Here is a 12,125-nt window from a genome sequence, read left to right on the forward strand (position 1 = left end):
GAGGAGCCATGCGCCAGATATGGTGCAGGGGGGGGGATTATGCCAGACGCAATTCCTCAGCCCGCGACAACGCCCGTTTATAAAGGAGTTCGACCAGGTCGTTCTTCTTCATGCCCTTCATATCTGTGGCAGTCGCCAAGTCGTTCTCTTTGAGAGTTGCCTTCAATTCGCCAACCTTTGCGGCGCCCCAAATTCGGCAGAAGGCATCCTTGGACCAGCGCGCTGCCTGTACAGCCGGGTTCGCGCCTTGAAACTGTTCCTGACCCTCATAGAGAACCGTGACCTGCATGGCTTCGATGAGTCTTGCCCTGAATGCCGGGCTCTCTGCCGCTGCGTCGCGAATGGCTGCGAGGAAGCCATTAATTGCCTTCTGGGCGTCGATTTCATTTTCCGTCATGTGTGATCTCCATATCTTCAGTAGACCAAGTTCAGAACTTCATTGCCGAAACTCTCTACTGTCTTTCTGATGCCGCCATATTTGTGGTTGAATGTGGTGTAGGATTGCTCATCTACGCGCCGGACAAATCGTAGGGCCTGCACCGAAAATGGAATTTCGGTCTCCAGCACGGATGTGCCTGCAAAACGTCTGAGGTCTTCTCTCAGTTTCAGTTTCTCTCGCTTCGCGCCATTGCCGCCTGCAACCATCGTCAGGAAGGCGTACCTGCGGGTGACGCCAAGTGAGAGGGTTTCTTCCAAGCCTTGCTTCCAGAAATTCATCAGGCTCCAGAGCGATACCCTATCAACATTGAGGGGTGACAAGATCAAGTCAGCCTGCAGAAGGGCCGATTGGCTCAAAGTGGAGAAGCCAGGCGGGCAGTCGAAGATGGCGTAATCAAATTGTACCTCGACAGAGGAGAGAGCGTCTTTCAATAGGCCGTTCAGCATATTGCGAGGAGAGGCTCGATCACCTGCTACGAAGTAGAGGTGATCGAAGGCCAACTCTGCGAAGCGAAGATCGGGTGTTGCTGCCCAAAGTGAGATTTGTCCGTTTCTACGGCGCGGGTTGTTCATTCTAAGGCTTTCCAACCCAGACACATTGGATTGGATCGTTCTGGCTGCATCGATATCAGGACTGGGGTTGTGCCCCAGCATTGTTCCATTGCCAAAGCTCTCGATCCAGTTGGTGATCGTGCAGCCCGCTGCTTTCGCACTCTTCAATCCTGGAAAACTCAAGATCATCTGGCTTAGATTAGATTGCGGATCACAATCGATGAGCAGAACGCGTTTTTCGTATTGGTGTGATAGTACGTCTGCCAACATCATTGCGGAGGTGGACTTGCCCACCCCGCCTTTCATATTGGCGATGGCGATTTTCTTCAAATGATGCCCTCCCGGGGTATGGCTTTCCAGCCCATCTCCTGGAGCCACTTTTCCATATTCATGCGTGCTTCCCGTGGGAAACGACGGTCCACAAATTGATCAATGACAAACGGATCAACTTCGGCGCGTTCTGCAGCGACATGTACTATATAGTCGTGCGGATTTGATGGGTCTTCGGCGGTGACGGCGCCCACACCATGGTATTTGCATAACTCGAAGATGCCGTTGTTTCTCGTGTCCTTCGGTTCGGCCTGCCAAACAAGTGCAGAGTAATTTGCGTAGCGTTTGTGAGCTATCGCCTCGTATACGGAAGAGTCTGATATGCCGTCCCAGGTCTTGATCTCAAATGTATAGAGAGATGCTGCTAGAGTTGGGACGAACCGTGCACGGGAATATAGCATCGCTGCCAAGTCTGGTCTCGACCAGTAGCCGCCATCAATTGCGGGGGCTTGAGATGTATTGGACGTGAAAATCTGAGCCATTCCCGGGAAACTGGGAACCAGTTCCGAATGCGAGAACTGCGAGTTGAGCCAGCGCCATACCAATGGGTATAGCGCACTTTCCGGCTTGATAATTTTCATGACGCGCCCCTGTTAACCACAGAAAATCCCGTTTACATGGAAAAGGCAAGACCGCAGATTGATATAGCGTGTCTGACCCAAGCGCGATTGAGGCAGCAGATGCTGTCACGGGATATTTTTACCCGACTGAAGGAAACACCATGACCCCCCTCACCGAAGCCCGCATTGCAAACGTCCGCAACCACATGGCCCTTGAGGTCACGCATGATTGGGATGCGGTGATCGCGACGTTTGAGCATCCGCGCTATGAGATGCATGGCGGCGGGCAGGTGTTTGATGGGGAAGAGGCGGTGCGGCGCTATTTCGAGCTATCGCGCACGCCGTTCCCGGACCAGGACAATGAGATCATCTCCATCGCGGTCGATGAAGCGGCCGACACGCTGTTGGTCGAGTTCTGGCTGACTGGCACGCATACTGGCCCCTTGAGGGTAGGGGACAAGATAATCGAGCCGACGGGGCGGAGTTTCCGTGTGCGCATGGCCGCGACATTCGAGTTCGCGCCGGGCAGCGACCGGATTATCTGCGAACGACCCTATTTTGACCAGGGCGCAGTGCTGCGCGCGCTGGACCTCGCCTGAGCCGGCTTCTGCAGTCGGGGCCTGATTTACAAGCAATTTCCAAAGCGTGACTAACGCCGGATTCACCCTTCTCTCTTACTTTACCGCATTAGTTACGGAAGGGTGCCCCTCCATGCCGCAGCGCGTGAAAGAGAAGATCGAAAGCGCCAGCAAGCATGCGCGCCGCGATGCTGTCATCATTGCGGTCTGTTCCCTAGTGCTGTTCGCGGCCGCAGTCGCGACCGAAGCCTTCGAATATATTGTGTATTTCTCCGACACGCATGAAACGTGGGAGATCGACGAGATCCTCGTCGTCATGATGATCCTGCCGGTCGCCATGCTGATATTCATGATACGGCGGGCCAAGGAGCTGCGTGGGGTGATCAAGGCCCGCAAGGCGGCTGAAGCGGCTGTTGAAAAGATTGCGCTGCATGACCCGCTCACCGGCCTGGCCAATCGCCGTAAGGGCATGGCGCATCTGAAGCGGTTGCTGCAGAACGCGTCCACAATGCCGGTCACGATCATCGGGGTGGACCTCAACCGCTTCAAAGGCGTGAATGACCTGCATGGTCACAATGCGGGGGATATGCTGCTGGTGGCGGTCAGTGAGCGGCTGGTCGATCTTGTGGGCGATCTGGGCATGGTTTGCCGCATGGGTGGGGATGAGTTCGTGGTGATCTTCAAGGGCTCTGCCTACCACCCTCCGATCAGCGATGTGATCAATCAATTGCCAGGCATTTTCCGGACGCCCTTTGAACTGGACCACGTGGTTTGTTCTGTCGGCGCCAGCATCGGCGTGTCGCAGACCGATGATGAACACATCGGCGTGGAAGGCTTCCTCAGCCGCGCCGACATCGCCATGTATCGCGACAAGGACAAGGGCGGCGTTTCGATCTCATTCTACGAGCCAGGCATGGAAGAGGCCGCCAAGCGGCGGGCCATGATCGAGAGTGAGCTGCGCAGCGCGCTGATCGATGAACGTGTCGAACCGTATTTCCAGCCGATCATCGACCTGGAAACCGGCGAAGTCATTGGCTTTGAGGCGCTGGCGCGCTGCCGCGCTTCGGATGGCAGCCTGCTGATGCCGGATGAATTCATTCCAATCGCCGAACAGTCCGGCCTGATTTCGCGCCTCTTCCTGCAGGTGCTGAAAAAGGGCTGTCTGGTGCTGCGCCACAAGCCGCCGCACATGACGATGGCGATCAATCTGTCATCCTTGCAGCTGAGCGATGACTGGCTGGCCGAACAGATTCTGGCGATCCTGACCGAGACGGGCGTCGCGCCGGGGCGACTGGAGGTAGAAATCACCGAAACCGCGCTGGTGGCGAATTTCGAGGCCGCACACGCCATGGTGACCAAGCTGAAGCGCCAGGGCATCCGCATCTCGCTGGATGATTTCGGAACGGGCTATTCCAGCTTGCGGCATCTCAGCGAGCTGCCCTTTGACAAGCTGAAGATCGACAAGAGTTTCGTCGCCCGGCTGGGCAATGACGAGGCCTCTGACACGATTGTGCGGACGGTGACGACGCTGGCGCACAATCTGGGTCTGAAGGTGACGGCGGAGGGCATCGAGGATGATGCGCATGTCAGTTTCCTGCAGGGAATTGGCTGTGAGTATGGCCAGGGATTCCTGTATGGCCGACCGGCCGAAGCATCGCGCCGGCGCGTCACGGAAGACGCGGCAAATGAGGATTATGAGGAGGCGGAAGCCTTCCCGACCTCGTCTCGTGGAACCGCCTGATCTGTAGTATTTGCAACGATACGCGCGTTCATCCGCGGACCCGAAAAGTTTTTTTCGTTTTTTTTGAACGATTTGGCTGACTCCTGCATAGGCTGGATATGGACAAGGATGCGCCCTTCGAACTCAACCAGGATGGCAGCCCCGTCGACCTGCGCCGCAGCCTGCGGGTTCACCGGCAGGTGGCGGGCCGTGTCGTGCTGGAAGACATGAGCCAGGCGCGCAGTGTTTTGATCCGCAACATATCCATGACCGGCGCAGCCCTGACGATTGGTGAATGGCCAGGGCTTGCCGATACGTTTTACCTTCTGGTGCGCACGAGCCCTGGCGGCGCGGCGTCCAGGCTGCACTGCACGGTGCGGTGGAGAGTGGGCCCGGTGGTGGGTGTCGTCTTCTCCGACGCGCTGTCTGCGGACATGCTGCGAAGCCTCACAGGTGTCAGCGAGGTAACCCTTTCCAGGGCTGGCTGACAGGCCAGCTTGGAACTTCCGTCCAGCACTTGCTGGAGGATCATGCAGGAACCGTCGGGCCGGGATATTTTATGTCCGGTTCGGCGGTTTTTCTGTTTTGGGAAGGGAGGCGAGAGGACTCAGTCGCTCTTGTCGCTTTTATTTTCCTGCTCTTTTTTCTTGAGGGCGTCCATAAGGTCGCTGAGGCGTTTGGGCAGGGGCTCTTGGGAAAGTCGGTCGAAAGTTTCGCGCATGGCCTGTCCCACAATGTCAGCCTTTTGGGTCGGCTTTCCTTTGCCGGAGACAGGTCGTTTGCCTTTTCTGTCCTGCATCATACCGGGTCCCAATTCCTAAGGGGACGTGGCCCAAATCTGGACCCTGACCCCCAGCCAGATGTGGCCCTTTAGGCGTAAATACTGGCTCTGTCGATACCGTCCGCATCAAAAGATTTTCACTCCAAAATGGAGTAGATGAGACGCATTCGCGGAATTGAAATCCTCTGAATCAACCTCTGGGGCAGGTCATTCTGGCAGCGAAAGTGAAAATACCAGACGTGATGGGCACTTTTGAGGACCCGGATTCTGTAGTCATGACTACAGAATCCGGGATTCATTGGTGAGTTCCATGGTGGCTTGGTGCAATTTAAAATTTATGGCTTGCTGCCTGTCGTAACGGTAGTCTTGCTGCCGGAGCAGCTCAGCAAAATTCCAATGTCTGACGCAGAATTAATTTTGATTATGAATCAATTAGCCCGGCTTATGGGCGCTGCCGACGGTTTGCGGGCCCGTCAGCACGCGCTCTAACCGAAGGATTTGATTGAAATTTCATCCTTCCATTCAACCGTAACTCCACACCCATGTGTCAGAACGGGGCGTAACGATACGGGACGGGGGTGTTTCGTATTGCGTCAAGAAATACACAAGTCCGGCCAGCGTCCCGCCTGCTCCGGATACGGAAAGGGTGATACTGAACATGGCCAAGACGGTTCTGGTAATCGATGACGATCCGACACAGCGCCGCCTGTTGCAGGCTGCTGTGGAGAAGGCGGGCTTTGCCTGCCGCACCGCGCCGGATGGCGAAGCTGGTGTTGCCCTTGCATCTGACCCGAGGGACGGCATCGATGTCGTTCTGCTGGACCTGACCATGCCCGGCCTGTCCGGCATGGACACGCTGGAGCGTCTGGCGTCCAAGCGTCCGGATCTGCCGGTGATCATGCTGACGGCGACCAGTGGTATTGATACGATCGTACAGAGCATGCGCCGCGGTGCCATCGACTTCATCGTGAAGCCGGCCAATCCTGAGCGCGTGGTCGTCTCCATTCGCAATGCCCTGAAGATGCAGTCCCTGTCCGGAGAAGTGAAGCGCCTGGCCCGAAAGGCTGAAGGGGGCATGGCCTTTGACGACATGATCGCAGCCGCCCCGCCCATGCGCCAGGTGCTGCGCCTGGCAGAGCGCGCGGCGACGTCTGACATTCCGGTTCTGATTCTGGGCGAAAGTGGTGTGGGTAAGGAAGTTGTTGCCCGTTGCATTCAGGGCGCCTCAGGCCGTGCCGGCAAACCCTTTGTTACCGTTAACTGCGGCGCGATCCCGGAAAACCTGGTCGAGTCCATTCTGTTTGGTCACGAGAAGGGGGCGTTCACCGGTGCTGTGACCAAGTCCCTCGGTAAATTCGTTGAGGCAGATGGCGGCACCCTGTTCCTGGACGAAGTGGGTGAACTGCCGCTCGACGCGCAGGTCAAATTGCTCCGTGCCCTTCAGGAAGGTGAGGTGGATGCTGTTGGCTCCCGCCGTCCGACCAAGGTGGATGTACGAATCATCTCTGCCACCAATAGAGACCTTGCCCAGCAGGTGAAGGAAGGCACGTTCCGGGAAGACCTGTTCTACCGCCTTAATGTTTATCCGGTGGACATGCCGAGCCTGCGCGAACGCCGCGAGGATATTCCGGCCCTGGTGGATCACTTCATTACACGCTTCAATGCCAGCGAGGGGGCCAAGGTCACCGGCGCGGAAGACGATACGCTGAAGCTGCTCTATTCTTATGACTGGCCGGGCAATGTGCGCCAGTTGGAGAACGCTGTGTTCCGCGCGGTTGTGCTGTGCGAAGGCGACATGCTTCGCCCGCAGGATTTCCCGCAGATCTCCGGTCAGATGCCGGATCTGGCAAGCTTGCCAGAGGCTCCGGCCATGCCGACAGCCACACCGGCTGCACCACAGGACGCGCCGCAAATGGCGCCGTCATCCGATGGCGAAGGCCCGATTCCGATCAAGGATGAGAATGGCGAGCTGCGCGCCCTGCAGGATATTGAACGCGATATTCTGCAGTATGCGATCGAGTTCTATGACGGCCATATGAGCGAAGTCTCGCGCCGTCTGGGTATTGGCCGCTCGACCCTGTACCGCAAGGTGCGCGAATACGAACTTGAAGTCCGAGACGAAAGAAAAGCTGGCTGATCCCCGGTACGGGAGGAAATGGGAAGGCGGTTCCTCCGGGAGCCGCCTTTTCTTTAATATGATACTAAAGTTTGCGCTTGACTATTCTTTGCGCCGAAATACAAAAGTGAAAACTTTAGTATTATGGAGCCTCAAATGAACCCCATGTCAGTCACGCACGGCAACTTCACCATCGAGCGGGTTTTTCGCTCTGCCCCGGCCAGGGTATTCGATGCCTTCGCCGATCCGAAGAAGAAGAGACGCTGGTTTGCGGAGGGGCCGGGTTTCCATCTCGATTCCTTCGCCATGGATTTCCGGGTTGGCGGAGAGGAAAAGTCCCGCTTCCGCTTTGTTGCAGACAAGCCCATTGAGGAAGGAACGCCGTGCGCGAATGATACCGTCTATATGGACATCGTGCCGGACAAGCGGATCGTGATTGCCTATTCGATGAGTCTAGCGGGGTCTCCTTTCTCTGTGTCGCTTGCCACCATGGAATTCCACCCGGAAGGGGAGGGTACCCGGCTTGTATTTACGGAGCAGGCGGCGTTCTTTGAGAATGCTGACGGCATCGAGATGCGAGAGCAGGGGACGCGCGAACTGCTGTCCCAGCTGGCCGCGGAACTTGGGGAGTAGAAGGAAAGGACCGATCCATGAGCGCTCCTGCCGCCCCGTCCGATACCGATGCGGTCTTCCAAGCCCTCGGAGACGCCACCCGCCGCGCCATACTGGAACGGTTGAGCCGGCGTCCCGCCTCGATCTCGGATATTGCTGCCCCGTTCGACATGTCCCTGGCTGCGGTCGTGCAGCATGTGCAGGTGCTTGAGCGCAGCGGGCTCGTCCGGTCCAATAAGATCGGACGGGTCCGCACATGCGAGATAAACCCCCAAGGGCTTGCACTCGCCCGGCAATGGCTGGATGAACGCCGCCAGCTCTGGGAAGACCGCTTCCACCGGCTGGCGGAATTTCTGGATGAAGAGGAAGACGGTGGAGGCGATTAGCCCGATTCCAATCAAGGATGAGAGTGGCGAGCTACGCGCCCTGCAGGATGTTGAACGCGATATTCTGCAGTATGCGATTGATTTCTATGATGGACATATGAGTGAAGTATCCCGCAGACTGGGAATCGGTCGATCGACCCTGTACCGCAAGGTACGCGAATATGACCTGGACGTCCGCGCAGAGCGCGAGGCCAGCTAGGCACACACCGAGGTGACAAGCCGAGGTTAAAGGGAAAAAAGGAAAGCGGCCTTTCGGGGCCGCTTTTTTTTATGGGTAAAGGTCTCAAGTCTTCGGCATGGCGTATGACATGGTCACGTCGCAGCGCTCATACCGGTGTCCGTAGCGGCGCATGATGTCTTCATCATGCCTGAAGCCGTATTTCTCATAGAGCCGGATGGCGGGGCCGCATTTTGCGTTGGTCAGCAAGAAGAGTTCGCGCAGTTTCATCTCGCGGGCTCGGCGCAGGATCTGCTTCATCAGGAAGTCGCCCGCCTTGCGCCCGCGCGCGGATTTCAAAACGCCCATTTTGGTCAGTTCGAACGCGCCATCCTCTGCGGGCATCAGGGCGCAGGTGCCGATGATGCCCAGCTCCGGGTCCTCCACGAACAGGATGGTGCCGCCGCGGTCGATGACCTTGCTGCGGGGATTCTCAATCATGGCGATGTCTTCCGGTTCCAGCCGGAACATGTCTTCCACCCATTCGCGGGAAATGGTGTCGAAGTGAGGCGCCAGGGCGTCGGTATACTCGACGATGTGCAGGCCGGATGGATTGGCGGTCTGCTCGATACGTGTCGCAAGGCTTTGCTCAGCCAGGCGATCCTCGACGCGTGCGACTTCAGCCAGCAGGTCATGTTGGGGATACTGACAAAGTTGCTGGGCTGCCTCACGCACGACGGGCCAGAAGCTGGCGCGCATTTCGGTAACCAGCGCTTCGCCTGCCGGCGTCAGGAAGATTTCCTTTTGCCGGTTGTCGCCCTCGATCGGGCGCGTATCGGTCAGGCCCATTTTCTGCAACGCATTGTGGATGCGTGTGATGGCAGGCTGACTGACGCCGGTCGCCTCAACGGCGGCATTGACGCTGAGGGGGCCGTTGGCCTCCAGGGCGGCAATGAGGGGGAAGTGCGTCGTCTGAATGGGATAGCCGCGTGTATCGAATACGCTGACAGCATCGGCCTGCAGCTTGTCGGCAAGGCGTTTCAGGCGGCTGGCGAGGCCGAGATAGCCAACATCGCGGAGAATATCCTGTGCCATGAAGGGAGAATCCATAATCAGTTATATAACATGTTATGCAATTAGGCTTTGGTCATGCCTTCGTCAAGCCGGGCCGTGCGGTGGTATAGGGTTTTTGAATAGGGCAGGGCCGTGTTGGTCTCTTTAGTGCCGGACAGCGGTCTTGACGATCTCGCCAATCTTGCGGGCATCAGCCTCGCGCGGGCTGCCGGTGCGCCAGGCAATACCGATCTGGCGGCCGATGACCGGGCGGACGAATTCCCGCAAGGCTACATCCGGCCCCGTTGCGAGGCCATTATCCGTTGCGAGCTTCGGCAGCAGGGATACGCCCAGGCCGCCGGCAATCATGTTGACCAGCGTGCCAAGCGAGGTCGCGGCAACCTGGCCCTTGTTCTCGCCGGTCTTCATCCGGCAGATCGACAGGGCGTGATCGCGCAGGCAATGCCCGTCTTCCAGCAGCAGAATGTCTTCATTTGCCAGATCTTCCGGAGACAGGCCGTTCTTCTTTGCGAGCGGGTGGTTGATCGGCGCAGCGAAAAGGAACTCGTCGTCAAACAGGGGCAGGGTCTCAACGCCGTGCACATCCCAGGGCAGGGCGATCAGGGCCGCGTCCAGCGTGCGAGTGCGCAGCTGGTCTATCAGGCGGGACGTCTTGTCTTCGTGCAGGTAGAGCTTCAGGTTCGGATAGGTCTCGCTGAGGGCGCGAACGGCAGCGGGCAGCACGAAAGGGGCAATTGTCGGGATGGCCCCCAGATGGAACGGCCCGGTCAGCAGGGCCCCGGCGCTCTGTACGGTCTGTACCAGGGCGTGGGCATCATTGATCAGCGCGGTCGCGCGTGTGACGGCCAGTTGTCCGGCATGGGTCAGCTTGGCGCCGCGGGCTTCGCGCTCTGCCAGCTTGACGCCCAGCATCTCCTCCAATTCCTTGATGCCGGCAGACAGCGTTGGCTGCGTGACATGGCACGCTTCTGCTGCGCGGGAGAAGGACCCCGTCTCTCCAAGGGCCACCAGATACTGCAATTGTCGAAGGGTCGGGATAATCATAGATTCCTTCTATATCTGTTTCTGGGATTATCAATTTTTCTTTTTCGCCGAACTGCGCAAGTGAAGGGGTGACCGGCCCCACCGTGCCGGCAGCACAACACAACCCAGGAGATTTACATGCTCGGTATTGGCCAGAAGCTTCCCGAATTCACTGTCACAGGTGTGAAACCGAAATTCATGCAGCACGAGCAAAACGGCGAGAGCGCTTTCGAGCCGATCACCCAGGACTCCTTCGAAGGCAAATGGAAGGTAATCTTCTTCTACCCGAAAGACTTCACCTTCGTCTGCCCAACCGAAATCGCTGAATTTGCCCGTCTGGCGGGTGATTTCGAAGACCGTGACGCCGTTGTCATGGGCGGTTCCACCGACAACGAGTTCGTGAAACTCGCATGGCGCCGTGATCATGCGGACCTCAACGAACTGCCGATCTGGCAATTCGCTGATACGCGCGGCGAACTGGTTGACGGTCTCGGTATCCGTGAGCCGGAAGAAGGCGTTGCCTATCGTGCAACCTATGTCGTGGACCCGCACAATGTGGTTCAGCACGTCTATGTCACGAACCTGAATGTGGGCCGTAATCCGTCCGACACGCTGCGTGTTCTTGACGCCCTGCAGACCGACGAGCTGTGCCCGTGTAACCGTCCTCTCGGCGGCGACACATTGTAAGCAAACTATTTTGGAACCGTTTTTCCGGTTCACGCGTATACCCCTCGCACGCAGATAAAAAGACGGTGTCTCTCTCCCTCCCCCACCCCAAGGGGCATCGTCTCAAAGCGTCGCGATAGGCCCGGCAAGCCTAATGTCCTACCCCATGGACATAGGCCTCGTCCCCCACCCAAGCCTCTGGCTTGTCGGGCCAATACGCTCCCCCAGTAAAACCTGCACATTCCTATCGAAAGGATGATTCATGTCTGTTGAATCCCTGAAATCTGCGCTGCCCGATTATGCCAAGGATCTGAAACTCAATCTTGGCTCCCTGCTGAACGAGACGATCCTCTCGGATCAGCAAAAGCTCGGGACGTTCCTGGCCTGTGCACATGCTGTGGGAGAGCCGGCTACGCTGGCTGCCATTGAGGCAGAAGTGTCGCCGAAGCTTAGCCCCGAGGCTCTGAAAGCGGCCAAGGCCGCCAGTGCCATCATGGGCATGAACAATGTCTATTACCGCACGGTCCACCTGCTGAAGAATGACGTCTACAAGACGCTGCCAGCCAAGCTGCGGATGAATGTCATTGGGGCGCCTGGCATCGAGAAGGCGGATTTCGAGCTTTATTCCCTCGGCGTCTCAGCCGTGAACGGTTGCGGCATGTGCCTCGACGCGCACGAGGCCGAGCTGCGCAAGCACGGCATGACCAGCGAGCAAATCCAGGCTGCCGTCCGCATCGGCGCGGTTGTGAATGCCGTTTCCCGCGTCATGGCAACAGAATCCCAGGGCGCCTGATACGGTTCTGACGCTCCCAAGGTTTCAAAGGCCTCGAAGCATTGCTTCGGGGCCTTTTCTTTTGCTGCGAAGCATTCGTGAAGTTCTGTTGCCGCTGTTTTGGGTGATTTCTCAGCGGGCTGTGGGCAAGCTGTGAAAAACCGGAAAAAAGGCAGGCTTTTTTCATCTCGGTCCATGTTCCAGCCAACCGGCAGGCAGCCAGCTGATTCAGAAAGGAAATTTTCACGCGTCCCAAATAGGGTAGGGGAAGGGTTCGCGTTTGTTCGTGTAATATTCCCTGTTTATTTCGGGCTTCTGGGTGTGTGGATATTTGGATTCATCTGCGGCGCCCATTGAGGC

At 57.5% G+C, this 12,125-nt stretch carries 13 protein-coding genes and 1 pseudogene; 9 read left to right on the forward strand and 5 right to left on the reverse strand.

Annotated elements, in window-relative coordinates:
• Positions 1–37: 37 nt before the first annotated feature.
• From HY29_RS04830 to HY29_RS04840, 3 genes are read right to left on the reverse strand one after another with little or no spacing between them, the layout of a single operon-like run.
• The gene (locus HY29_RS04830; RefSeq protein ID WP_034793320.1) at positions 38–397 is read right to left on the reverse strand and encodes a hypothetical protein; all 360 of its coding nucleotides are present in this window, start codon (positions 395–397) and stop codon (positions 38–40) included.
• Positions 398–414: 17 nt separating this feature from the next.
• Positions 415–1,320 carry a ParA family protein gene (locus HY29_RS04835; protein ID WP_034793322.1) on the reverse strand — a complete coding sequence of 302 codons (906 nt, stop codon included), beginning with the start codon at positions 1,318–1,320 and terminating at the stop codon, positions 415–417.
• The gene (locus tag HY29_RS04840) at positions 1,317–1,901 is read right to left on the reverse strand and encodes a hypothetical protein (RefSeq protein ID WP_034793324.1); all 585 of its coding nucleotides are present in this window, start codon (positions 1,899–1,901) and stop codon (positions 1,317–1,319) included. The genes HY29_RS04835 and HY29_RS04840 overlap by 4 nt, the downstream gene beginning before the upstream one ends.
• A gap of 140 nt (positions 1,902–2,041) precedes the next feature.
• On the opposite strand from HY29_RS04840, the gene HY29_RS04845 reads away from it, so the two are divergent.
• The 7 genes and pseudogenes from HY29_RS04845 to HY29_RS04880 form a co-directional block, all read left to right on the forward strand.
• On the forward strand, positions 2,042–2,479 hold the full coding sequence (locus HY29_RS04845) for an ester cyclase (protein ID WP_034793621.1): 438 nt from the start codon (positions 2,042–2,044) through the stop codon (positions 2,477–2,479).
• A gap of 112 nt (positions 2,480–2,591) precedes the next feature.
• Positions 2,592–4,199: a putative bifunctional diguanylate cyclase/phosphodiesterase gene (locus HY29_RS04850; RefSeq protein ID WP_051601134.1), complete on the forward strand. Its 1,608-nt coding sequence runs from the start codon at positions 2,592–2,594 to the stop codon at positions 4,197–4,199.
• 98 nt (positions 4,200–4,297) lie between these two features.
• A complete protein-coding gene (locus HY29_RS04855; RefSeq protein ID WP_034793326.1) occupies positions 4,298–4,666 on the forward strand; it encodes a PilZ domain-containing protein in 369 nt (122 codons plus the stop codon).
• 951 nt (positions 4,667–5,617) lie between these two features.
• Positions 5,618–7,096, forward strand: coding sequence for a sigma-54-dependent transcriptional regulator (locus HY29_RS04865; protein WP_034793331.1), 1,479 nt, complete (start codon positions 5,618–5,620; stop codon positions 7,094–7,096).
• Positions 7,097–7,240: 144 nt separating this feature from the next.
• A complete protein-coding gene (locus HY29_RS04870) occupies positions 7,241–7,708 on the forward strand; it encodes an SRPBCC family protein (protein WP_206741926.1) in 468 nt (155 codons plus the stop codon).
• 17 nt (positions 7,709–7,725) lie between these two features.
• Positions 7,726–8,073, forward strand: a complete 348-nt coding sequence (locus tag HY29_RS04875) for an ArsR/SmtB family transcription factor (RefSeq protein ID WP_034793333.1) — start codon at positions 7,726–7,728, stop codon at positions 8,071–8,073.
• 1 nt (position 8,074) lies between these two features.
• A pseudogene (locus HY29_RS04880) lies at positions 8,075–8,272 on the forward strand (helix-turn-helix domain-containing protein); the annotation flags it as partial.
• 84 nt (positions 8,273–8,356) lie between these two features.
• Here the strand turns inward: HY29_RS04880 and HY29_RS04885 are convergent.
• Positions 8,357–9,325, reverse strand: a complete 969-nt coding sequence (locus HY29_RS04885) for a bifunctional helix-turn-helix transcriptional regulator/GNAT family N-acetyltransferase (protein ID WP_034793338.1) — start codon at positions 9,323–9,325, stop codon at positions 8,357–8,359.
• 123 nt (positions 9,326–9,448) lie between these two features.
• Positions 9,449–10,348 (reverse strand): hydrogen peroxide-inducible genes activator, encoded by a 900-nt coding sequence (locus HY29_RS04890; RefSeq protein WP_034793340.1) that lies wholly within the window; start codon positions 10,346–10,348, stop codon positions 9,449–9,451.
• 117 nt (positions 10,349–10,465) lie between these two features.
• Between HY29_RS04890 and HY29_RS04895 the strand changes: the two genes are divergently transcribed.
• Both HY29_RS04895 and ahpD read left to right on the forward strand, forming a co-directional pair.
• Positions 10,466–11,014, forward strand: a complete 549-nt coding sequence (locus HY29_RS04895) for a peroxiredoxin (RefSeq protein WP_034793342.1) — start codon at positions 10,466–10,468, stop codon at positions 11,012–11,014.
• A gap of 241 nt (positions 11,015–11,255) precedes the next feature.
• Entirely contained in the window at positions 11,256–11,786 is a 531-nt protein-coding gene (ahpD, locus tag HY29_RS04900; protein ID WP_034793344.1) for an alkylhydroperoxidase, AhpD family, read from the forward strand.
• Positions 11,787–12,125 lie beyond the last annotated feature (339 nt).

This window comes from Hyphomonas beringensis (assembly GCF_000682755.1).
Taxonomy (GTDB): Bacteria; Pseudomonadota; Alphaproteobacteria; order Caulobacterales; family Hyphomonadaceae; genus Hyphomonas; species Hyphomonas beringensis.

Bases quoted from the DNA above. Each gene is read 5' to 3' on its own strand.
- HY29_RS04895 (WP_034793342.1), top strand. From the start codon at position 10,466: ATGCTCGGTATTGGCCAGAAGCTTCCCGAATTCACTGTCACAGGTGTG.
- HY29_RS04885 (WP_034793338.1), bottom strand. From the start codon at position 9,325: ATGGCACAGGATATTCTCCGCGATGTTGGCTATCTCGGCCTCGCCAGC.
- HY29_RS04875 (WP_034793333.1), top strand. From the start codon at position 7,726: ATGAGCGCTCCTGCCGCCCCGTCCGATACCGATGCGGTCTTCCAAGCC.
- HY29_RS04840 (WP_034793324.1), bottom strand. From the start codon at position 1,901: ATGAAAATTATCAAGCCGGAAAGTGCGCTATACCCATTGGTATGGCGC.
- HY29_RS04850 (WP_051601134.1), top strand. From the start codon at position 2,592: ATGCCGCAGCGCGTGAAAGAGAAGATCGAAAGCGCCAGCAAGCATGCG.
- HY29_RS04845 (WP_034793621.1), top strand. From the start codon at position 2,042: ATGACCCCCCTCACCGAAGCCCGCATTGCAAACGTCCGCAACCACATG.
- HY29_RS04830 (WP_034793320.1), bottom strand. From the start codon at position 397: ATGACGGAAAATGAAATCGACGCCCAGAAGGCAATTAATGGCTTCCTC.
- HY29_RS04870 (WP_206741926.1), top strand. From the start codon at position 7,241: ATGTCAGTCACGCACGGCAACTTCACCATCGAGCGGGTTTTTCGCTCT.
- HY29_RS04855 (WP_034793326.1), top strand. From the start codon at position 4,298: ATGGACAAGGATGCGCCCTTCGAACTCAACCAGGATGGCAGCCCCGTC.
- HY29_RS04890 (WP_034793340.1), bottom strand. From the start codon at position 10,348: ATGATTATCCCGACCCTTCGACAATTGCAGTATCTGGTGGCCCTTGGA.
- HY29_RS04865 (WP_034793331.1), top strand. From the start codon at position 5,618: ATGGCCAAGACGGTTCTGGTAATCGATGACGATCCGACACAGCGCCGC.
- ahpD (WP_034793344.1), top strand. From the start codon at position 11,256: ATGTCTGTTGAATCCCTGAAATCTGCGCTGCCCGATTATGCCAAGGAT.